The following is a 20,228-nucleotide window of genomic DNA, read 5'->3' on the forward strand; positions in this document are numbered from 1 at the left end:
GGGCCCGTACACCGCGTACGGGCCCATCCAAACCTGAATTGCCCTGTCGTCACCACACCTGTCTGGAGGCTGCCCCATGCAAAAAATTCTGTTGACCCTGGCCCTGCTCGCCGGTCTGGCCGCCCAGGCCCAGGCTGATGAAGAGGCCGTCGCCTACCGCTACGGCATGTCTTTGGATATCGCTGAAGTCGTGAGCATCACCCCGGTCGCCGACGTCTGCGGCGTAGTACCGGTCGAGATGACTTACCTCGACAGCCACGGCGCAAAACACATTCTTCAATACAGCGAATTCGGCACCGGCTGTTCGAACTGAGAGAACTACACCATGAAAAACCTGATCGAAGGCTTCCTGAAGTTCCAGAACGAGGCGTTTCCGCAACGCACCGAGCTGTTCAAACACCTGGCGACGACTCAAACCCCGGGCACCTTGTTCATCACCTGCTCCGACAGTCGCGTCGTCCCGGAACTGCTGACCCAGCAGGAGCCCGGTGAGCTATTCGTGATCCGCAACGCCGGCAATATCGTGCCGTCCTACAGCCCGCATCCGGGCGGGGTTTCGGCAACGGTGGAATACGCGGTAGCCGTGCTCGGCGTGACCGACATCGTGATCTGCGGGCACTCCGATTGCGGCGCCATGACCGCCATCGCCCAGTGCAAATGCATGGATCACCTGCCCGCCGTCAGCGGCTGGCTGCAACACGCCGAGTCGGCGAAAGTGGTCAACGAATCGCGGCCGCACGCCAATGACGCCGCCAAACTGAGTTCGATGGTGCGGGAAAACGTGATCGCGCAATTGGCGAACATCCAGACTCACCCAAGTGTGCGCCTGGCCCAGGAGAAAGGCCTGCTGAATCTGCACGGCTGGGTCTACGACATCGAGACCGGCTCGATCGACGCGCTGAGTGCCGACCGCCGTACCTTCGTCTCGCTGGCCGAGCAACCGTCGACGTGCGCGGTGTACGGTCAGGCAGTCGATGCGGCTTGAAAACACAACGCCGCGCCCGTCATTGCGACGGGCACGGCGTTGTTCTGTTCAGCGTTTTACGCCCAGATCGATTTGCGTCATACGGCTGCGGACGGTGAACACACCGTCGCCGGAGAGGATCGCGCTGCGGGCAAACAACCGGCCACTTTCCCAGTTCGAAAGCCCCAGTTCCGGCTTGTTCAGCGCGTACTGGCCATCGACCCAACGGGTGATCCCGTTGCCCACAAACGGCGCGTTGACTGCGCTGTAGAAACGCTCCTGAACCGCCGCGTCTTCGCTGATCAGCGACACGGTGAACTGCGGGCTGTAGCGATTGAACAACGCGATGGCCTGATCCAGATCGTCGACGATCATCAGGCTGGTTTCCGGGGTTTCTTCCCATTCCCACTCGCGGCCCAGTTGCGCTTCCGGCAGCGGCTCGGCCAACGCTTCGGTCTGGTAACCCTCGGCGCGATAGACCTCGACCGTCGCGTTCTGCCAGTCGCTCGGCAGATAGCTTTCGCTGCCTTCGACGATGTGCAATTTGCAGCCCTGACCGCGCGCGGTGCCGGCCTGCTGCAAGGCGTCGAGGAACAACGGCACCAGCTCGGCGGCGCGTTCGCGCTGGATCAGGCAGACATTCAAGGTGTTGCAGACTTTGCGGTCCAGCGAGTTGCGTACCACCGCGGCGAAGCGCTTGGCGTCGGCATCGCGATCAGCAATCAGCCACGCGCCACCGGTGCCGTGCAGGCTGACGGCGGTGCCGGCCTGCTGGGCGATGCTGCCCAACTGGCTGACCGCACGGCCCGAACCACGGGCCACCGCCAGCGACAGACGTCGGTCGGCGAACATCGCCCAACCGGCGGCGTGGTTGACGCTCTCCACCAGCGACACCGCACCTGCCGGCAGACCGGCATCGGCCAGCGCCGGGTTCAGGGCGTGAGTGACGATGGCTTGCGCGGTGCCCAGCGCATCGCTGCCAATGCGCAGTACGGCGGTGTTGCCGGTGCGCAGTACACCAGCAGCGTCGGCAAAGACGTTTGGCCGGCCTTCGAACACGAATGCGACGATGCCCAGCGGCGACACCACCTGCTCAACCTTCCAGCCATCATGTTCGACGCTGCTGATGACTTTGCCGCGGGTGGCCGGCGCATCACGCCAGGCGCGCAGGCCGGCGATCATGTCGCGGCGCATGCGCTCGTCGGCGAGCAAACGGGTAGTGGAACGACCGCGCGCCTTGGCCCGCTCGATGTCGGCAAGGTTGGCGGTTTCGATCAGTGCCCAGGCGTCCGGGTTTTCCAGGCGTTGGGCAAACAGATCGAAGAAGCGGCTGATGGCCTCATCCGGCACAGCGGACAACGCCGTAAACGCCGCCGCTGCACGCTCGATCGCTACCGATGCAGCCTGCTGATCCACCACCGGAATCAGCAGCAGCTCGCCGCTCACCTGCTCCACCAACAGGTGGTCGCCGGGTCGGAAACGCTCGGCCAGTTCGGGGCTGACCACGGTGACGCGGTTACCGGCGAAAGGAATAGGCGTGCCAGCGACGAGACGTTCGAGCGCGAGAGACATGGAGCGGATTCACCATATTGAGGGCGGCCGGAAAATGTATAGGTTGGCCTCCCTCAAAGCAACACGGGCTCAGAACACCGACCAGCCAATCCGCGAACTGAGCATTTCCAGCGCCGCCATCCCCGCCAGCGAGTTGCCCGCCGTGTTCAGCTCCGGCGACCACACGCACACCGTGAACTGCCCCGGCACCACTGCAACGATGCCGCCACCGACGCCGCTCTTGCCCGGCAGGCCGACGCGATAGGCGAAGTTGCCGGCCTCATCGTAGAGACCGCTGGTGGCCATGATCGAGTTGACTTGCTGGGTCTGGCGTCGGCTGAGGATCTGCTCGCCGCTGTGTTTGCAGAAACCGTCGTTGGCCAGGAAGCAGAAGGCCCGGGCCAGGTCGATGCAGCTCATGCGCAACGCGCAGTGGCTGAAATAGCTGCGCAACACCGCCTCAACGTCATTGTGGAAATTGCCGAAGGATTGCATCAGGTACGCCATCGCCGCGTTGCGCGCGCGGTGCTGGTATTCGGAGTCAGCGACCTTGCCGTCGACCATCACCTGCGGGTTGCCCGACAGCCGCCGCACGAAGTCGCGCATCGACAAGGCCGGTGCGGCAAAGCGCGACTGGTTGATGTCGCAGATCACCAGCGCCCCGGCATTGATGAACGGATTGCGCGGACGACCGCGTTCGAACTCCAGCTGCACCAGCGAGTTGAACGGCTGGCCGGACGGCTCGTGGCCCAGGCGTTCCCAGATCGCCTCGCCGGAATGTTCGATGGCCTGCACCAGGCTGAACACCTTGGAAATACTCTGCACCGAGAACGGCGTCTCGGCATCGCCGGCGCAATACATCTCGCCGTCATTGCCATATACGGCGATGCCCAATTGATTGGCCGGCACAGTGCCGAGGGCGGGAATGTAGTCAGCCACTTTGCCCTGCCCGATCAGGGGCCGGACCGCGTCAAGGATCTCGTTCAACAGCGCTTGCATGCCGGGTCTCGAAGTCTCGCCCCATGGGATTGCGGGGACACGGTGGCTAGACGCTGCGGGTCGGAGGCAAATCACACATTCGGAATAATTGAAGATCCAGTGTGGGAGGGAGCTTGCTCGCGATCAGGCCAGCACAGCCAGCACCCTCGGCGCCTGACCCACCGCTATCGCGAGCAAGCTCGCTCCCACAGGTTTCTGCGCAGGCTGTGTATCGCACTGTGTACGGCCCGACACCCGACACATCCCGCGCACAAATCCGGCCCTTCGCGACACATCCGCGATACAGCCCGGCGTTCAAATGAACCTGTCGATCGGCAGCCCCGATCAAGCCTTTGAACTCACCTATCGCATCGGAGATACACCATGACCAAGCGCTCGAAAACCTCCCTGACTCTGGGCCTGCTGCTTGCCGGTGGCGTGGCCCTGTCCAACGCGGCTTCGGCTTCAGACGCGTTCAGCGTCAAGCAACTGGATCACGGCTATAGCCAGACCCAGGCCAAGGCCGACTCGGCGGAAAAAACCTCGGAAGGCAAATGCGGCGAAGGCAAGTGCGGCGCCGGCGAGTAACCCTTTTTTACGGGGCACGTCGGTGCCCCGTTTTCTTTTGAATGAATGGAGCCTTGCCATGACCACAGCTCTCTCGTCGGCCGTCAAAGGCCTGCATGTGAACCTTGACCGCGCCGGCCAGTGGCTCGCGCCGCTGACCTTGCGCCTGTTCATCGCCTGGGAATTTTTTGAATCGGGGCTGGAGAAATTCAACGGCCAGAACTGGTTCGAAGACATTCAGGAGCGGTTCCCGTTTCCCTTCGATCATCTTCCGGCGACGCTGAACTGGGAGCTTTCGATGTGGGCCGAGCTGATCTGCGCACTGGCGATCCTGATCGGATTCGGCACGCGGATTTCGGCGATTTCGCTGATTGTCGTGACCGTCGTCGCCACCGCTGCCGTGCACTGGCCAGCGGACTGGTCATCACTGAGTGAGCTGGCCCAGGGTTACGCGATTACCAACAAGGGCTTCGGCAACTTCAAGCTGCCGGCGATCTACCTCGCCGCACTGGTGCCGCTGGTATTCGCCGGTGCCGGCAAGTTGAGTGTGGATGCGTGGCTGGCGCGGTTGTTCTGGAAACGCGCCAGCCGTTGAGGATCAATGCGCCCGGTCCAGCCCCGCCAGCAACGCACTGTCCCGGCTGTAGATGTCCGGCGCGTAAAGCACGCGGCCCTGGCCGTCAACCTGGGCCGTCCAGTACGTCATGAGGATCGGCACGGGATTGCTCAGGCGGAATTCATGGGTGGTGCCGGTGGCGAGCAAGGTGTCGGTGCGCGCCTTTTCCGCCGGGCTGAGCAGCAAATCGCGCAGCTTCATCGGATGCTCGACCCGCACGCAGCCGGAGCTGAACGCCCGCGGTCCCTTGTCGAACAGCGCCTTGCTCGGCGTGTCATGCAGGTACACCGAGAACGGGTTGGGGAACCGAATGACCATCTGCCCCAGCGGGTTGCGCGGCCCGGCGTCCTGACGCAGGAGGATGTTGCCGGGGTTGTCCCAGTCGATGTCGGCGGCGGCCAGTGGCTGACCGTTGGCGTCGAGCACCTGCAGGTTCTGGCGGCTGAGGAAGGTCTGGTCCTTGCGGATTTCCGGCAGTTTGTCTTCCTTCCAGATGGTGGGCGGCACGGTCCAGGTCGGGTTAAGCGTCAGGCGCGTGACCCGGGATTTGAGCAGCGGGGTCTGGCGTTCGGCGCGCCCGACCTGGGTGCGGGTCTGCCACACCGGCAGGCCACCCTGGTAAAGCGTCAGCTCGGCCGCGGCGACGTTGACCAGCAGACCGTCCGCCTCCATGTCCTGGGCCATCCAGCGGAAACGTTCAAGGTTGACCCGCAACTGTTCACGGCGAGTCAGCGGACTGATGTTGAGTTCGGCAATCGTTCCCGGCCCGACCACCCCGTCGGCCTGCAACGAATGGTTGGCCTGAAAGCTCTTCACCGCCTCCACCAACACGCCGTGATAAGCGTTGTCCGGCGTGCCGACCACGCTGCTCAGATAACCTTCGCTGTAGAGCCGGCGGGCCAGTTCCGGCACGCGTTTGTCTTCCATGTCCGGACGCAGCAACGGACCGTTGCCCACCGACGTCCACTGCGGCAAGGCTTTGAGGCGCTGCGCGGCATACAGATGACGCAGGTTCTGGTACTGCGCCAGCTGTGGACGGGCCAGATCGAAGGCGGCCGAAACGTTGTGCACGCCTGGCACGGCGATCGCCAGCAATTCAGCCTGCCGGTCGCGTGGCGTGTCGTCGGAATGCCACAGCGGTTCGAAGTGCGATTGCAGCAGGCGCCCGTAATGCAGATCCTGCAGGGCTTGCAGGTAATAGCGGCTGATCTCGATATCGGCGCACAGTTCGCCGTCCTGCGGGGCAGTGAGCGCTACCGGATAGCGTTTCGGGTTCAAGCCATCGTCGGCTAACAGCTGCAATTGCGCATGCAAGGCCGGCAATTGCCCGCCATCGGCCCACACCGGCAGCCAGTCCTGCTGCTTGTAGAACGCGCGCAACTGATCCAGCGCCGGGCCGTTGAGACTGGTGCCGATCGTCGGGCACGCCTGGGGCAGGCTGATCAGCGCAGCCTGCAACGGGCTCTGCGGTTCGATGGGCATTTCCGTCGGCACGGGCGGCAGCGTCGGGAGTCCCGGCAACGGCTCTTCGGCGCAAGCGACAAACGGCGCAGCGAGCAAACAAATGCTCAAGTAGCATGCGTACTTTTTGAACAACTGCTTTACTCCAATCCATGGCCGTCCTGATTGACGGTCAACCTTACCTCAGGTGCGGTGAACAGTCAGGCCCGATTCGCGGGCCTGCCGGGGACGACTGGACGTCAGGAGCCTAAGTGCCGAACAAGTAGCAAGTGGAGACTCACGTTAAATGTTGACGTTTTTGCGCCGACTTCTGCTGACTGCCACCGCCCTTGGCGTGCTGACCAGTCCAGCCTTTGCCGCCGGTACCTCTTCGCCGGTTCTGTACACCAGCCTCGCCCACGCCGCGCCGGAACTCAATCCCCAGGCGCTGAAAGGTGCCTTGAACGCCATGCAATGTGCGATCAACAACGGCGCGAAGCAGTCCCGTCACCTGGCGATCATCGACTATTCGCAGCCGTCCACCGAGCGCCGGTTGTGGATCTTCGACCTGACCCGGAAAAAACTGGTGCTGCGCGACCTGGTCGCCCACGGCTCGAACTCCGGGGAAAACTTCGCCACCCGGTTCTCCAACCGTGAAGGCAGTTTCCAGTCCAGCCTCGGCCTGTTCCGCACCCAGGAAAGTTACCAGGGCACCCACGGCTACTCGCTGCGCATGGACGGTCTGGAACCGGGCATCAACGACATGGCCCGTGACCGCGCCATCGTGATCCACGCCGCCGACTACGTGAACCCGTTCTGGAGCAAACGTACCGGCCGTCTGGGCCGCAGCCAGGGTTGCCCGGCCGTGCGACCGCAGGTTGCCAAACGGGTGATCGACAGTCTGAAGAATGGCCAATTCATGTTCTCCTGGTACCCGGATCAGCAGTGGCTGAAATCCTCGCCGTACCTCAACTGCCAGCCACAACAGATCGCGAGCATTCTCAGCACTCACGCCAGCTGAATACTCTGTGGGAGTGCGCTGGCTCCCACAGGTTCGGTTTATTACAGATTTGTCATCGAGTTGTCGGTTTGCCGAGCGGATCGCCCGGTAGCTTGAAGTTGTCCCGGCCAGAACGCCGATCAACTTCAACGACTCGAGTGACCCATCATGAAAACCCTGATCCTCGCTTTCACCGCCCTCCTCGCCACCGGTTCCGTGTTCGCCGCACCTGCGCCGGACGCTGCCGTCATTCATGACAAAACCGGCTTCTTCGTGCACCTGGATGTCGACAAAGTCCTCTCCAGCACCGATATTTCCCAGGCCTGCGGCGTGATCCCCGCGCAGCTCGACTACCTCGACCACCAGGGCCGTGAACATGTGCTGGACTACCAAGTGCAAGGCAGCGGCTGCACCAACGACCATTGAGGCGCAGTAGCCATGAATATCCTTGTTGTCGAAGACGAACCCAAGGCCGGCAATTATTTGCTCAACGGCTTGCAGGAACTGGGCTACAGCGTGAGCCTGGCCCGGGACGGCGCCGACGGTCTGCACCTGGCGCTGGAATTCGACTTCGATGTGATCGTGCTGGACGTGATGATGCCGAAAATGGATGGCTGGGAAGTCCTGCGCCGGCTGCGCAAGGAAACCGACACGCCAGTGCTGTTCCTCACCGCCCGCGATGACATCGCCGACCGGGTCAAGGGTCTGGAACTGGGCGCTGACGATTACCTGATCAAGCCGTTTTCCTTCGCCGAACTGGTGGCGCGCCTGCGCACCCTGACCCGGCGTGGGCCGATCCATGAAGAGGAGCAATTGCAGGTGGCCGACCTGCAGATCGACGTGCTCAAGCGTCGGGTCACCCGGGCCGGCAACCGGATCACCCTGACCAACAAGGAATTCGCCCTGCTGCAACTGTTTGCCGCCCACACCGGGCAAGTGCTGTCGCGTTCGCTGATCGCCTCGCGGGTGTGGGACATGAATTTCGACAGTGACACCAATGTGGTCGATGTCGCCGTGCGCCGCCTGCGGGCGAAGATCGACGATCCGTTCCCGCTCAAGCTGATCCACAGCGTGCGCGGCATCGGCTACCGCTTCGATATCCAGCCATGAAAATCGCCGGCACTTATTCCCTGACCTTGCGTCTGGCGCTGGTCTTCGCCGTGCTCGCCTTTGCCGCTCTGGCAGGCCTGGGCGCAGCGCTTTACAACCAGCTGGAAACGCAGTTGATCCGTCGTGACGACATTCAACTGGTCAGCCGTGTCGATCAATTGCGCACCTTCCTCAACGACAGCAACACCCTGGAGCTGATCAAGAACAAACCGGCGTTGTTTCAGAACATGCTCGGTAACCGTGAAGCGTTGCTGACCATCGGCGCACCCGGCCAGCCGCCGCTGTTGGTGGTCAATCCCGGTAATCTAGCCACTCCGACCTTACCGGCCGTACCGGTCGATCACCCGATGGCCCTGAGCGATGTACAGCACTTGCCGAGCGTCAACGGCGTGCCATTTTCGGCGGTGGCGGCGACCATCGACTCGGGCGATCTGGGCAACCTGCAAGTGCTCACCGGACGCCTGATGACCGAGCGCACGGCAATGCTCGCCAATTACCGGCTCAGCGTGTACGGCCTCGCATCATTGGCCGCGATTGTGCTGGCGCTGGTCGGCTGTCTGCTGGTGTATCGCGGCCTGCTGCCGTTGCGGCGGATGGCCCGACATGCCCACGGCATCGGCATCGCCAACCTTGGCGAACGCCTCGACCGCCAAGGCACGCCGAAGGAATTGCAGCCGATGATCGAAGCCTTCAACGCGATGCTGGACCGGCTCGATCGAGGGGTTGCGCAACTGAGCCAGGTCTCCACCGACATGGCCCACGAACTGCGCACGCCGATCAACAACCTGCTCGGCGAGACCCAGGTCGCGTTGCAACAGAACCGCAGCGTCGACGCCTATCAGCAGTTGCTCGCTTCCAACGTGGAAGAACTCGAACGGCTGGCGCGGATGCTCGACAACATGCTGTTTCTCGCCCGCACCGACCCGGCCAGCGCGCTGAGTCAGCGGCAGGAGCTGGACGCCGGCGATGAGATGCAACGCATTGCCGATTACTTCGAAGGATTGGCGGCGGATGTCGGCGTCACCATCGAGGCCAGTGGCAGCGGCGTGATCTGGGCCGAGCCGATGCTGCTGCGGCGGGCCCTGGCCAACCTGTGCGCCAACGCGATCAAGTACGGCGCGGCGGACTCGACGTTGCAGGTCGAAGCCATCGCTGAAGCGGACGGCAGCTACCTGCGGGTACGCAACCAGGGCACGACCATTCCTGCCGAACACCTGTCGCGACTGTTCGAACGCTTCTACCGCGTCGATCCTTCCCGCGAGCGTTCGGCCCAGTCCAACGGACTGGGCCTGTCGATTGTCGCGACCATCATGCAGTTGCATCAGGGTCGCTACAGCGTCAGCAGCGCTGATGGCATCACCTGCTTTGAACTGTTCTTTCCGGCACGGGAGACGCGAGACGCAGGTGCGTGAAGGCGCCGAGCGCAGACGCCGCGAACATCAACGCCGTAGCCACACCGAAGGTCATGTGCAAGCCGCCTGCGATGACCGCGGCCGGCGCCTCAGTCGGATCGTCCGTGGCCAGTGCAAACACCGCGCCCATCGCCGCCGCCCCGGTGATCAAGCCCAGATTGCGCGACAGCCCGAGCATGGCCGAGACCACACCGCGCTGATCCTGAGCAACGCCGGACATCAACCCGGTGTTGTTGGCGGCCTGGAACAGCGCGTAACTCAACGCCACCACCGCGATCGGCAGCACGTATGCAAGCACTCCGAAACTCACCGGAAACAGCGCCAACAGACCACACCCGCAAGCCAGGCCGAACAACGCACCCGGCACCATCCGCCGCGCGCCGAAACGATCCACCAGCCGCCCGGCCGGTACGCCGCTGAACGCCGCCAGCAACGGCCCGATCGACAACACCAGTCCTACCTGCGTGCTGGTGAGACCCAGGCCTCGGCTCAGGTAAAACGGCCCGACCACCAGCGTGGTCATCATCACCGTCGTGACCAGCAAGGTCAGCGCCAGACTGCTGCTGATTCGCGTGTCGGTGAACAATGACAGATGAATCAGCGGCGCCTTGCTCCGCTTCTCGACCAGAATGAACAAACCCACGCCCAACAGGCTGAGCAACAGCAACGTCGGGGTGAATCCATCAACCGTCATCGCCAGTGCATAGGCCGCCAGCGTCAGCATCAATACGGCTGTGCCGGGATAATCAAATGCAACACCCGAGCGAACGCTCCGATCCTTCGGCAGATAGCGATACACCAGCCACGCATTGAGCAATCCCAACGGCACGTTGATCACAAAAATCGACTGCCAGCCGACATGCGCCATCAACAGCCCGCCGAGCGACGGCCCGAGGGTGGTGCCGGTGGCCGACATCGTGGCCAGCAATCCCATCGCACTGCCGGCCCGGGACTTGGGCACCGCATCGGCGACCAGCGCCACCATCAGCGCAAACATGATTGCCGCGCCAAGGCCTTGCACCGCCCGCGCACCGATCAGCCAGGCCAGGCTCGGCGCCAGTGCGCAGACCAGCGAAGCGGCGGTAAAAATGCCGATGCCGATCAACAACAAGCGCCGCCGCCCGAACCCGTCACCTAACCGCCCGACGCTGACAATCAAGGTAGTGACCGCCAGCAGGTAGGCCAGAACGATCCATTGCACCTGTTGAAACGTCGCATCGAATGCCGCCGCCAGCGTGGGCAATCCGGCGTTGGCGATGCTGGTATCCAGCGACGGCATGAGCATCGACAGCGCCAGACTGATCAGCGCCCAGCGGGCTGAAGGGCTCAGGGGTTCTCGGTGCATGGGGGGCTCACAGGGCAAAGGTCATGCGACATAGCCTGAGCCTCGACAATACAAGGCGCAAGACGCATGCTTTGCACTTGATACCTGCATGGAACGCCATGTCATGAATGCACCGGATCTGAACCTGTTGATCACCCTCGACGTGCTCCTGAGCGAAGGCAGCGTCGCCCGCGCCGCCGAACGCCTGCGTCTGAGCCCTTCCGCCATGAGCCGCGCATTGGCCCGGCTGCGGGAAACCACCGGCGATCCGCTGCTGGTGCGCGCCGGCCGAGGACTGGTGCCGACCCCGCGTGCGCTGGAGCTGCGCGACCGGGTCAGTTATCTGGTGCAGGAAGCCGAAGCGGTTTTGCGCCCGGCAGAAGTGCTCGATCCCGGCCAGTTGCGGCGCACCTTCACCCTGCGCAACACCGACGGTTTTGTCGAAACCTTCGCCGCCGCTCTGCTCGCCCGCATCGCCGAAGAGGCCCCCGGCGTGCGCCTGCGCTTTGTGCAAAAAGCCGACAAGGACAGCACGCTGTTGCGCGAAGGCCGGGTGGACCTGGAAACCGGCGTGGTCGACGACAGCACCGACCCGACGCTGCACAGCCGCATCCTATTCCGCGATCAGTGGATCGGAGTGGTGCGTGAAGGACATCCGCTGAGCAGCGGCAAGGTCAGCGCCAAACGCTTTGCTGCAGGCCAGCACATTCTGGTGTCACGGCGCGGGCGCAGCAGCGGACCGGTGGACGAGGCATTGCTCGCCTTCGGGCTGACGCGGGATATCGTCACCTCGTTCGGCGGATTTTCGGCGGCGCTGACGCTGGTCCGTGAATCGGATCTGATCGCCACCGTTCCGGAACGTCACACCAGCAAACTGCGCACGGGCCTGCACAGCTTCGCCCTGCCATTCCGGATGCCGGACATCAGCGTGTCGATGCTCTGGCACCCGCGCATGGACGCCGACCCGGCGCATCGCTGGTTGCGCAATTGCGTGCGGGAAGTCTGCGCCTAACGCGCATCCCCGCCCGCGGGTTTGTAGAACAGGAATTTCCTGGTCTCGGCTGTTTTCCTGTATTCCTTGGCCCAGCTCGGATGTACGTTGCGGTCGTGGAAGTACAGCGCGCCGTGAGTGCGATCGGTGAGTTGACGGTTCAGCGCCTTGCCGGCGATTTCCTTGGCCAGCGCGTATTCGGCATCTTCCTTGACCTGATCCGGACGCCCGTCGCACCACCAGGAAAACTGGCAACTCTTGCTTTCCGAGCCCTGCTTGACCACCTCGCACACCGTGCCTGGAAAGCCGTCATGCCCGAGGCGATTCATCACCACACTGGCCACGCCTTCCATGTCGGCAGTGTCCTTGCCCTTGGCTTCCCAATAGATACTGCGCGCCAGACAGGTGATCGGATCGTCCAGCGGTGCGGCGCCGGCGGGGTCGACCGCCTGTGCTTCGGTCGGGGTGATGGCTTCGGATTTGGGTGCCGGAGGTGCGTCGGGTTTGTCGGCGGCCTTCTCTTCCAGAACCTCGGCTTTCGCCTCGGCCTTTTCCTTGATCGGCGCCTGATCGGTGGCCAGCGCAGCACCGCTCAGCAGGGTCAACGCAAGACAGCAAAGCAACCCGTTCAATCCCATGATCATTCTTCCGGCAGGGCCCGATGCGGGCGAAGTGTTACGTGGTTGAGACGCCCGGTTTCCGGGGTCTTCGCGAAGTGTAGACGGCAAATTGCACGGAATCGTTCGGCAGAAAAATCCGCGTTGTGAAGAAAAAGACATTGCACGAACCGGGGCCCTTTCGCGCATGATGTGCGCACTCAGCCCAAGGGAGATTTCCATGCGCTTCATGCCATCCGTTCTGCGACTCGCCGCGTTGTCCGTGGGCCTGGCGCTGGCCACTTCGGCCATGGCCACCGACGAGTCGCAATTGATCGAGTCGATCAACAGCTACCGCAGCCAGCCGCAGCGTTGTGGCAGCCAGGCGTCCAGCGAATTGCCGCCGCTGTCGGCCGATCCGCGCCTGATTCTGCCGGCCAGCGGCGTGGTGGATTTGCAGCAGGCGATGTCCAGCGCTCGCTACCCGATGGTCAACGTGCAGGCGATCACCCTGAACGGGCCACGGGATGCGGCGTCGGCGATGAAGGCGATTCAGGAAAGCTTCTGTCAGGTGGTGCTGGATCCGCAGTTCGTCGATATCGGCGTCAGCCGCGCTGACCGTGACTGGCACATCACCCTCGCCCGGCCACTGCTGTCCGCCCGCCTCGGCGACGGTCAGGCTGAAGGCCAGAAACTCCTCGAGCAACTCAACGCCGCCCGCGCCCAGCCGCGCCAGTGCGGCGGTCAGGCATTCGCAGCGACTGCGCCGCTGGCATGGAACGCGGTGCTCGGCGGCGTTGCCCAGGAACACAGCCGCGAGATGGCCAACAACAATTATTTCGACCACAAGGACCGCAACGGCGGCACTCCCGGCGACCGCGCGGAACTGGCCGGTTACAGCGGTCAGCAGGTCGGCGAGAACATCGCCGCCGGGCAGGACACGGTGCAGAAAGTCGTTGCCGGCTGGCTCGCCAGCCCCGGCCATTGCGCCAACCTGATGAACCCGCAGTACCGCGAGCTGGGCGCTGCTTACGCAGTCGATCCGAAGAGCAGTGCCGGGATTTACTGGACGGCGATGTTTGGCGGGGAGTAAGTCTTAAAACCACCACCGAGCAATGTGGGAGCTGCGGTGCGACGATTCGACTTGCCAGCGATGGGGCCAGCACAGTCAAACCATCATCGACTGATCCGCCGCCATCGCTGGCAAGCCAGCTCCCACAGGACTCAGTGGTGGACTCAGATTGGGGCAATAAAAAACCGGAGCCAGGCTCCGGTTTTTTTTGGTCAGTGGGTTCTCATCCCCGCCGCATACATCGCCAGTTTCAACAGACTCGCCACCACCGCCAACGAGACCACGCTGCCGGACCAGATCAGCAACAGCCAGCCCAGGCGCTTGTACCAGCGACTTTTCACTTCACGCATTTCAATGGTAGCCATCGCCGATCCTCACTTTGCCGCGGAACACGTAGTAGCTCCAGAAGGTGTACATCAGGATCACCGGCAGGATGAACAGCGCACCGATCAAGGCGAACAGCTGGCTGGTGGCCGGTGAAGCTGCCGCCCACAGGCTGACCGATGGCGGGATGATGTTCGGCCAGATGCTCAGCGCCAGCCCGATGTAGCCGAGGAACATCAGCACCAGCGTGAACACGAACGGCCAGTGGGTGTGCCGCTGACGCAACGAACGCAACAGCCCGAACAGCGCCAGCACCGCCAACACCACCAGCCCGGCGAACACGATCAGATGCGCATGGTTGAACCAACGACTGGCCAGTTCCGGGTGCAGTTGCAACGTCCACGCGCCGATCACCACCACCATCGCCAACAACAGCCACGCCAGTGGACGGCTGTAGTGACGCATCCGCGATTCGAGCATGCCTTCGGTCTTGACCAGCAGCCAGGTACTGCCGAGCAAGGCGTAAGCAATCACCAGACCGACGCCGCAAACCAGCGGAAATGGCGCCAGCCAATCGAGACCGCCACCGGCAAACTGCCGATCCACCACCGGAATCCCCGCCACATACGCGCCGATCACCACGCCCTGGGAGAACGTCGCCAGCAGCGAACCGCCAATGAACGCCCAGTCCCACAGATGACGTTTTTCAGCCGGCGCCTTGAAGCGAAACTCGAACGCCACCCCACGGAAAATCAGACCCGCCAGCATAAAGATCAACGGCAGATACAGCGCCTCCAGAATCACTCCGTAAGCCAGCGGAAACGCGCCGTACAAAGCCGCCCCGCCGAGCACCAGCCAGGTTTCGTTGCCGTCCCACACCGGTGCGACGGTGTTCATCATCACGTCGCGTTCCTGCTCGTCGCTGATCATCGGGAACAGGATCCCGAGGCCCAGATCGAAACCGTCCATGATCACGTACATCATCACCCCGAAGGCAATGATCACGCCCCAGATCAACGAGAGATCGATACCTTGAATACCCATGACTCAACGCTCCTTTATCAGTGGATCCGGGTCGCGGATTCGAGGTTGTCGGTAACCGCCGAAAGTGGCCGGCGCGGGGGTCTGCAGCTGAGTGCCTTCGGGCGGATGTTCGTGGTGCGGCTGCGGGCCCTTGCTCACCAGTTTCATCATGTAGCCGATGCCCACGGTGAACACTGAGCAGTAGATGACGACGAACAGCGCCAGCGAGGTGCTCATCTGCGCCACCGAGTGATGGGACGCCGCGTCATGGGTGCGCATCAGGCCGTACACCACCCACGGCTGACGCCCGACTTCGGTGGTGATCCAACCCGCCAGCAACGCAATCAGTCCGCTCGGCCCCATCAGCAACACCAGTCGCTGGAAGCCGCGATGCCGGTAGACCTTGCCGTTGCGCCGCAACGCCAGACCCAGCACACCGACGAGGATCATCAACATGCCCAGCCCCGCCATCACGCGGAAGCTCCAGAAAATCACGGTCGAGTTCGGCCGGTCTTCTTTCGGGAAGCTCTTGAGCGCCGGGATCTGCTTGTCGAGGCTGTGGGTGAGGATCAGGCTGCCGAGGTAGGGAATCTCGATCGCGTATTTGGTCTTCTCCGCCTGCATGTCCGGAATGCCGAACAGCACCAGCGGGGTCGGCCCGTTGTCGGCGTTTTCCCAGTGGCCCTCGATGGCGGCGATTTTCGCCGGTTGGTGTTTCAGGGTGTTCAAGCCATGGGCGTCACCGACCACCGCTTGAATCGGCGCCACGATCAGCGCCATCCACAGCGCCATGGAAAACATCTTGCGCACCGGTTTGCTGTCGTTGCCGCGCAGCAAATGCCAGGCCGCCGAAGCGCCGACGAAGAACGCCGTGGCGACGAACGCAGCAATCGCCATGTGCGCCAGACGGAACGGGAACGACGGGTTGAACACGATCGCCAGCCAGTCGACCGGCATTACCCGACCGTCGACAATTTCGAAGCCTTGCGGGGTCTGCATCCAGCTGTTGGAGGCGAGAATCCAGAAGGTCGAGATCAGCGTGCCGATGGCGACCATCACCGTGGCGAAGAAATGCAAGCCACGGCCCACGCGGTTCCAGCCGAACAGCATCACCCCGAGGAAACCGGCTTCGAGGAAGAACGCGGTCAGCACTTCATAGGTCAGCAACGGCCCGGTGACGCTGCCGGCGAAGTCGGAAAACCCGCTCCAGTTAGTGCCGAACTGGTACGCCATGACCAGCCCCGACACCACGCCCATGCCGAAGTTGACGGCGAAGATCTTCGACCAGAAATGGTAGAGATCGCGGTAAGTGTCGTTACGGGTTTTCAGCCACAGGCCTTCGAGCACCGCCAGGAAACTCGCGAGACCAATGGTGATCGCCGGGAAAATGATGTGGAACGAAACCGTGAACGCGAATTGAATTCGCGCCAGGTCCAGTGCCTCCAGGTTGAACATGATGATGTCCTCATCAAGGCTGAAAAGCGGCAGCACACGGCCGGGCCACCGCCAGGCGCGAACGCCTGCAGCCAGTCAAAATGCAAAAGGGTTGGATCGCGTGGGTCGGCTACGCCACCGACGACGGGATCAGGTTGCTCGCCTCGGCGGCTTCGAGGCGGATCGCCACGAATTTCGAGGTCGGCGTGTAGGTGCGGTCGCCGTAGCTTTCCAGCGGCACCAGCGGATTGGTTTCCGGGTAGTACGCGGCAGCCTGCCCGGCCGGAATGTCGTAGGCGATCAGGGTGAAACCACTGACCCGACGCTCACGCTCGTCATCCCACAGCGCCACCAGATCAACCTTCTGCCCCGGTTCAAAACCGAGCCGGCGGATGTCCTGTTCGTTGGCGAACACCACGTCGCGCATGCCGTAGACCCCGCGATAACGGTCGTCGAGGCCGTACAGCGTGGTGTTGTACTGATCGTGGGACCGCATGGTTTGCAGGATCAGATGCGGTTTGACCGGCAGGCTGCGCACGCCTTCGCTGATCAAATGCTCCGGCAGCACGCACGGAGTGAACTGGGCTTTACCGGATTCAGTGTTCCAGACCCGGTCGGAGGCGTTGTTGCCGAGGTGGAAACCACCGGGGATCAGCAGCTTCTCGTTGAAATTCTCGAAGCCCGGAATCACGTCGGCGATCAGGTTGCGGATGCGCCCGTAGTCGCCCACCGCCCATTCCCAGTCGATCGGGTGTTTGCCCAGCGTGGCGGCGGCGATCCCGGCAATGATTGCCGGCTCGGATTTCAGGTGCGCCGACTTCGGCTTCAGTTGGCCGAACGACAAATGCACCATGCTGAAGGTGTCTTCCACGGTCACGCCTTGCGGACCTTCGGCCTGCACGTCGATGTCGGTACGGCCCAGGCACGGCAGGATCAGCGCATTACGCCCGGTCACCAGATGGCTGCGGTTGAGCTTGGTCGAGATGTGCACGGTGAGGTCGAGTTTGCGCATCGCGGCGTGGGTGCGCGGGGTGTCCGGCGTAGCTTGAGCGAAGTTGCCGCCGAGCCCGATAAACACCTTGGCTTCGCCACGTTCCATGGCACCAATCGCCATGACCGTGTTGTGGCCGTGCATCCGCGGCACCTTGAAGTTGAAGCGTTTTTCCAGGGCGTCCATCAGCTCGGTCGGGGCCAGTTCGTTGATGCCCATGGTGCGGTCGCCCTGCACGTTACTGTGGCCGCGCACCGGCGACAGCCCGGCGCCAGGACGGCCGACATTGCCGCGCAGCAGTTGCAGGTTGATGACTTCCTGCAGGGTCGGCACCGAGTGCACGTGCTGGGTCAGGCCCATGGCCCAGCACATGATCACGCTCTTGGCGCGGGCGTACATGCGCGCTGCCAGTTCGATGTCATGCAGCGGCACGCCGGACTGCTCGACGATGTGCTCCCAGTTCGTGGCATCGACTTCGGCCAGGTAGCTGTCGAGACCCGACGTGTGCTCGGCAATGAAGGCGTGATCGAACACCGGTTCGCCGCCGGTAGCCTGGGCTTCGCGCTCCCACTCCAGCAGGAACTTGGCCATGCCGCGAATCATCGCCATGTCGCCGCCCAAGGCCGGACGGAAATACGCGGTGTTGGTCGCTTCCCAGCCGTTGCTGAGCATTTCGATCGGGTTCTGCGGATTCTGGAATCGCTCCAGCCCACGCTCTTTCAGCGGGTTGATGCACACCACTTGCGCGCCACGCTTCACCGCCTCTCGCAACGGTTCGAGCATGCGCGGGTGGTTGGTGCCGGGGTTCTGGCCGATGACGAAAATCGCGTCGGCGTGGTGCAGGTCTTCATAGACCACCGTGCCTTTGCCGACGCCGAGGCTCTCGCCCATGCTCACCGCACTGGCTTCGTGGCACATGTTCGAGCAGTCCGGGAAGTTGTTGGTGCCGTAGGCGCGGACGAACAACTGATAGAGAAACGCCGCTTCGTTGCTGGCACGACCCGAGGTGTAGAACTCGGCCTCGTGGGGCGATTTCAAGCCTTTGAGGTGTTTGGCGATCAGCGCGAAGGCATCGTCCCAGGTAGTTTCCACATAGCGGTCGACCCGTGCGTCGTAACGCATCGGATGGGTGATCCGGCCTTGGTATTCGAGCCAGTAATCGCTTTGCTCGGCCAGGGTCGAGACTGTGTACTTGTTGAAGAACGCCGGATCGACCAGGCGGCCGGTGGCTTCCCAGTTCACCGCTTTGGCGCCGTTCTCGCAGAACTTCAACATGCTCGCGCCGGGTGCTTCACCCCAGGCGCAACCGGGGCAGTCGAAGCCGCCGTTCTGGTTGGTCTTGAGCATGGCGCGGATGTTTTTCAGGGCGTTTTCACTGCCCAGCCAGTTCTTGGTGAGGCTGATGACAGCGCCCCAACCCGCAGCGGCGCCCTTGTAGGGTTTGTAACGGTCGACTTGTGACATGGGACTTCTCCATGACGATGCACACAGGCAAAAACCTGATCGGGTTTAAACAGCGGCGACTGACTTTCAAGTTAAAAAAGCGGTCGTTTCGTTTGACGGTGCCAAGGATAGGAACCGCTGCAAAAACTTGTCTAATCGCTATTAATGACTGCGTTATCGAAAGCATCTATCACGGACTTAAAACCTTTAAATACGGGCACTTGCAAAACTAAGAAGGGAAAAACAGCAAATAATTATTTCATCATCGACAGCATCAATCGGCCGGTCATTAAGAGTGATTGGACGCAGTCTCAAGTTGCTCATAACCTGCGCCGACCCAATCCCTTCAATAGCGGATTTCACCCAAGCGAGGCTGTCATGTCAGAGCGCGTCTTGATCGATGGTTACAACCGCCGCGTCGACTATCTGCGCATGTCGGTCACCGACCGCTGCGACTTTCGCTGCGTGTATTGCATGGCTGAAGACATGCAGTTTTTGCCGCGCCAACGGGTGCTGACGCTGGAGGAGATCTATCAACTGGCGCAGAGCTTCGTTGCGCTGGGCACCCGCAAGATCCGCTTGACCGGTGGTGAGCCGCTGATTCGCCCGGGCGTCGTCGGGTTGTGCAAGCAGATCGCCGCCCTGCCCGGCCTGCGCGAACTGTGCCTGACCACCAACGGCTCGCAGCTCGGCAAACTCGCCAGTCCGCTGTTCGACGCCGGGGTCAAACGCCTCAACGTCAGTCTCGACAGTCTTGATGCCGAGCGCTTCAAGCAGATGACCCGCACCGGTGACCTGGCCCAGGTGATCGACGGCATCGACGCCGCGCGCGCCGCCGGATTTACCCGCACTAAACTCAACTGCGTGGTGATGCAGGGCCGCAACGATCACGAGATCAACGATCTGGTGCAGTTCGCCATCGAACGGGATCTGGACATTTCCTTCATCGAGGAAATGCCGCTGGGGATCATTAGCGAACACAGCCGCGCCGAGTCGTTCTTTTCCAGCACCCAGGTGCGCGAAAAGATCGCCGAGCGCTACACCCTGATCGACTCCGCCGAATCGACCCAGGGCCCGTCGCGGTATTGGCGGCTGGCGGAGGCACCGCACATTCGGCTGGGGTTCATCTCGCCCCACAGCCACAACTTCTGCGGCACCTGCAACCGGGTGCGGCTGACCGTCGAGGGGCGTTTGCTACTGTGTCTGGGGAACGAGCATTCGGTGGACTTGAAGGCAGTGCTGCGCGCTCATCCGGGCCAACCGGAACGGCTGGAGAAAGCCATCATCGAAGCGATGAAGCTCAAGCCTTACCGGCACAACTTTGAAGTGAACGACGACGTGCAAGTGGTGCGTTTCATGAACATGACCGGCGGCTGATCCGCCACGTTTGCA

At 62.5% G+C, this 20,228-nt stretch carries 19 protein-coding genes and 1 pseudogene; 11 read left to right on the forward strand and 9 right to left on the reverse strand.

The window, feature by feature from the left end; translation table 11 throughout:
* The first annotated feature begins 76 nt into the window (after positions 1 to 76).
* Positions 77 to 313 (forward strand): DUF2790 domain-containing protein, encoded by a 237-nt coding sequence (locus CAF77_RS07255; RefSeq protein ID WP_085654243.1) that lies wholly within the window; start codon positions 77 to 79, stop codon positions 311 to 313.
* A gap of 12 nt (positions 314 to 325) precedes the next feature.
* A complete protein-coding gene (locus CAF77_RS07260; protein ID WP_007950573.1) occupies positions 326 to 985 on the forward strand; it encodes a carbonic anhydrase in 660 nt (219 codons plus the stop codon).
* 48 nt (positions 986 to 1,033) lie between these two features.
* Here CAF77_RS07260 and CAF77_RS07265 read toward each other — a convergent pair whose 3' ends face one another.
* Both CAF77_RS07265 and glsB read right to left on the reverse strand, forming a co-directional pair.
* Positions 1,034 to 2,536, reverse strand: a complete 1,503-nt coding sequence (locus CAF77_RS07265) for an aldehyde dehydrogenase family protein (RefSeq protein ID WP_085654244.1) — start codon at positions 2,534 to 2,536, stop codon at positions 1,034 to 1,036.
* A 69-nt stretch (positions 2,537 to 2,605) separates the two neighbouring features.
* Positions 2,606 to 3,514, reverse strand: a complete 909-nt coding sequence (glsB, locus tag CAF77_RS07270; RefSeq protein WP_064379522.1) for a glutaminase B — start codon at positions 3,512 to 3,514, stop codon at positions 2,606 to 2,608.
* A gap of 363 nt (positions 3,515 to 3,877) precedes the next feature.
* Between glsB and CAF77_RS07275 the strand changes: the two genes are divergently transcribed.
* Both CAF77_RS07275 and CAF77_RS07280 read left to right on the forward strand, forming a co-directional pair.
* Positions 3,878 to 4,081 (forward strand): hypothetical protein, encoded by a 204-nt coding sequence (locus CAF77_RS07275; protein ID WP_085654245.1) that lies wholly within the window; start codon positions 3,878 to 3,880, stop codon positions 4,079 to 4,081.
* Between the two features lie 58 nt (positions 4,082 to 4,139).
* Positions 4,140 to 4,655 carry a DoxX family protein gene (locus CAF77_RS07280; protein WP_064379525.1) on the forward strand — a complete coding sequence of 172 codons (516 nt, stop codon included), beginning with the start codon at positions 4,140 to 4,142 and terminating at the stop codon, positions 4,653 to 4,655.
* 3 nt (positions 4,656 to 4,658) lie between these two features.
* Here the strand turns inward: CAF77_RS07280 and CAF77_RS07285 are convergent, their stop codons facing one another.
* The gene (locus CAF77_RS07285; RefSeq protein ID WP_085654246.1) at positions 4,659 to 6,272 is read right to left on the reverse strand and encodes a murein L,D-transpeptidase; all 1,614 of its coding nucleotides are present in this window, start codon (positions 6,270 to 6,272) and stop codon (positions 4,659 to 4,661) included.
* Positions 6,273 to 6,423: 151 nt separating this feature from the next.
* Here CAF77_RS07285 and CAF77_RS07290 point away from each other — a divergent pair, with 151 nt between their 5' ends.
* The 4 genes from CAF77_RS07290 (at position 6,424) to CAF77_RS07305 (ending at position 9,638) form a co-directional block, all read left to right on the forward strand.
* Positions 6,424 to 7,137 (forward strand): murein L,D-transpeptidase catalytic domain family protein, encoded by a 714-nt coding sequence (locus CAF77_RS07290; protein WP_011334749.1) that lies wholly within the window; start codon positions 6,424 to 6,426, stop codon positions 7,135 to 7,137.
* 147 nt (positions 7,138 to 7,284) lie between these two features.
* Entirely contained in the window at positions 7,285 to 7,542 is a 258-nt protein-coding gene (locus CAF77_RS07295) for a DUF2790 domain-containing protein (RefSeq protein WP_064597487.1), read from the forward strand.
* A 12-nt stretch (positions 7,543 to 7,554) separates the two neighbouring features.
* Positions 7,555 to 8,226, forward strand: coding sequence for a heavy metal response regulator transcription factor (locus CAF77_RS07300; protein WP_085654247.1), 672 nt, complete (start codon positions 7,555 to 7,557; stop codon positions 8,224 to 8,226).
* Positions 8,223 to 9,638 carry a heavy metal sensor histidine kinase gene (locus tag CAF77_RS07305; protein ID WP_085654248.1) on the forward strand — a complete coding sequence of 472 codons (1,416 nt, stop codon included), beginning with the start codon at positions 8,223 to 8,225 and terminating at the stop codon, positions 9,636 to 9,638. Before CAF77_RS07300 ends, CAF77_RS07305 begins: the two co-directional genes overlap by 4 nt.
* Here the strand turns inward: CAF77_RS07305 and CAF77_RS07310 are convergent.
* Complete coding sequence (locus CAF77_RS07310; RefSeq protein ID WP_085654249.1) at positions 9,583 to 10,983, reverse strand: MFS transporter; 1,401 nt, start codon at positions 10,981 to 10,983, stop codon at positions 9,583 to 9,585. The two genes, CAF77_RS07305 and CAF77_RS07310, sit on opposite strands and share 56 nt — an antisense overlap.
* A 103-nt stretch (positions 10,984 to 11,086) precedes the next feature.
* Between CAF77_RS07310 and CAF77_RS07315 the strand changes: the two genes are divergently transcribed.
* The gene (locus CAF77_RS07315) at positions 11,087 to 11,974 is read left to right on the forward strand and encodes a LysR family transcriptional regulator (protein WP_085654250.1); all 888 of its coding nucleotides are present in this window, start codon (positions 11,087 to 11,089) and stop codon (positions 11,972 to 11,974) included.
* On the opposite strand, the gene CAF77_RS07320 is transcribed toward CAF77_RS07315, so the two are convergent.
* Complete coding sequence (locus tag CAF77_RS07320; protein ID WP_064379532.1) at positions 11,971 to 12,591, reverse strand: cell wall hydrolase; 621 nt, start codon at positions 12,589 to 12,591, stop codon at positions 11,971 to 11,973. The genes CAF77_RS07315 and CAF77_RS07320 overlap by 4 nt on opposite strands.
* Positions 12,592 to 12,790: 199 nt before the next feature.
* Here CAF77_RS07320 and CAF77_RS07325 point away from each other — a divergent pair, with 199 nt between their 5' ends.
* The gene (locus tag CAF77_RS07325) at positions 12,791 to 13,642 is read left to right on the forward strand and encodes a CAP domain-containing protein (RefSeq protein WP_085654251.1); all 852 of its coding nucleotides are present in this window, start codon (positions 12,791 to 12,793) and stop codon (positions 13,640 to 13,642) included.
* 191 nt (positions 13,643 to 13,833) lie between these two features.
* Here the strand turns inward: CAF77_RS07325 and CAF77_RS07330 are convergent, their stop codons facing one another.
* From CAF77_RS07330 to CAF77_RS07345, 4 genes and pseudogenes are all read right to left on the reverse strand, one after another.
* Positions 13,834 to 13,986 (reverse strand): DUF2474 domain-containing protein, encoded by a 153-nt coding sequence (locus CAF77_RS07330; RefSeq protein ID WP_074688757.1) that lies wholly within the window; start codon positions 13,984 to 13,986, stop codon positions 13,834 to 13,836.
* Positions 13,973 to 14,989 carry a cytochrome d ubiquinol oxidase subunit II gene (gene cydB, locus CAF77_RS07335; RefSeq protein WP_085654252.1) on the reverse strand — a complete coding sequence of 339 codons (1,017 nt, stop codon included), beginning with the start codon at positions 14,987 to 14,989 and terminating at the stop codon, positions 13,973 to 13,975. The genes CAF77_RS07330 and cydB overlap by 14 nt, the downstream gene beginning before the upstream one ends.
* A gap of 17 nt (positions 14,990 to 15,006) precedes the next feature.
* Positions 15,007 to 16,423, reverse strand: a pseudogene (locus CAF77_RS07340) (cytochrome ubiquinol oxidase subunit I).
* Positions 16,424 to 16,532: 109 nt separating this feature from the next.
* Complete coding sequence (locus tag CAF77_RS07345; protein WP_085654253.1) at positions 16,533 to 18,857, reverse strand: FdhF/YdeP family oxidoreductase; 2,325 nt, start codon at positions 18,855 to 18,857, stop codon at positions 16,533 to 16,535.
* 357 nt (positions 18,858 to 19,214) lie between these two features.
* On the opposite strand from CAF77_RS07345, the gene moaA reads away from it, so the two are divergent.
* Positions 19,215 to 20,213, forward strand: a complete 999-nt coding sequence (gene moaA, locus CAF77_RS07350; protein WP_064600882.1) for a GTP 3',8-cyclase MoaA — start codon at positions 19,215 to 19,217, stop codon at positions 20,211 to 20,213.
* The last annotated feature ends 15 nt before the right edge of the window (positions 20,214 to 20,228 follow it).

It is taken from the genome of Pseudomonas sp. R15(2017), from assembly GCF_002112685.1.
Classification (GTDB): Bacteria; Pseudomonadota; Gammaproteobacteria; order Pseudomonadales; family Pseudomonadaceae; genus Aquipseudomonas; species Aquipseudomonas glycinae.

Coding starts and splice junctions, on each gene's coding strand:
- cydB (WP_085654252.1), bottom strand. CDS start 14,989: ATGGGTATTCAAGGTATCGATCTCTCGTTGATCTGGGGCGTGATCATT.
- CAF77_RS07345 (WP_085654253.1), bottom strand. CDS start 18,857: ATGTCACAAGTCGACCGTTACAAACCCTACAAGGGCGCCGCTGCGGGT.
- CAF77_RS07315 (WP_085654250.1), top strand. CDS start 11,087: ATGAATGCACCGGATCTGAACCTGTTGATCACCCTCGACGTGCTCCTG.
- CAF77_RS07300 (WP_085654247.1), top strand. CDS start 7,555: ATGAATATCCTTGTTGTCGAAGACGAACCCAAGGCCGGCAATTATTTG.
- CAF77_RS07305 (WP_085654248.1), top strand. CDS start 8,223: ATGAAAATCGCCGGCACTTATTCCCTGACCTTGCGTCTGGCGCTGGTC.
- CAF77_RS07290 (WP_011334749.1), top strand. CDS start 6,424: ATGTTGACGTTTTTGCGCCGACTTCTGCTGACTGCCACCGCCCTTGGC.
- CAF77_RS07295 (WP_064597487.1), top strand. CDS start 7,285: ATGAAAACCCTGATCCTCGCTTTCACCGCCCTCCTCGCCACCGGTTCC.
- CAF77_RS07280 (WP_064379525.1), top strand. CDS start 4,140: ATGACCACAGCTCTCTCGTCGGCCGTCAAAGGCCTGCATGTGAACCTT.
- CAF77_RS07330 (WP_074688757.1), bottom strand. CDS start 13,986: ATGGCTACCATTGAAATGCGTGAAGTGAAAAGTCGCTGGTACAAGCGC.
- moaA (WP_064600882.1), top strand. CDS start 19,215: ATGTCAGAGCGCGTCTTGATCGATGGTTACAACCGCCGCGTCGACTAT.
- CAF77_RS07260 (WP_007950573.1), top strand. CDS start 326: ATGAAAAACCTGATCGAAGGCTTCCTGAAGTTCCAGAACGAGGCGTTT.
- CAF77_RS07320 (WP_064379532.1), bottom strand. CDS start 12,591: ATGGGATTGAACGGGTTGCTTTGCTGTCTTGCGTTGACCCTGCTGAGC.
- CAF77_RS07275 (WP_085654245.1), top strand. CDS start 3,878: ATGACCAAGCGCTCGAAAACCTCCCTGACTCTGGGCCTGCTGCTTGCC.
- CAF77_RS07255 (WP_085654243.1), top strand. CDS start 77: ATGCAAAAAATTCTGTTGACCCTGGCCCTGCTCGCCGGTCTGGCCGCC.
- CAF77_RS07325 (WP_085654251.1), top strand. CDS start 12,791: ATGCGCTTCATGCCATCCGTTCTGCGACTCGCCGCGTTGTCCGTGGGC.
- CAF77_RS07310 (WP_085654249.1), bottom strand. CDS start 10,983: ATGCACCGAGAACCCCTGAGCCCTTCAGCCCGCTGGGCGCTGATCAGT.
- glsB (WP_064379522.1), bottom strand. CDS start 3,514: ATGCAAGCGCTGTTGAACGAGATCCTTGACGCGGTCCGGCCCCTGATC.
- CAF77_RS07265 (WP_085654244.1), bottom strand. CDS start 2,536: ATGTCTCTCGCGCTCGAACGTCTCGTCGCTGGCACGCCTATTCCTTTC.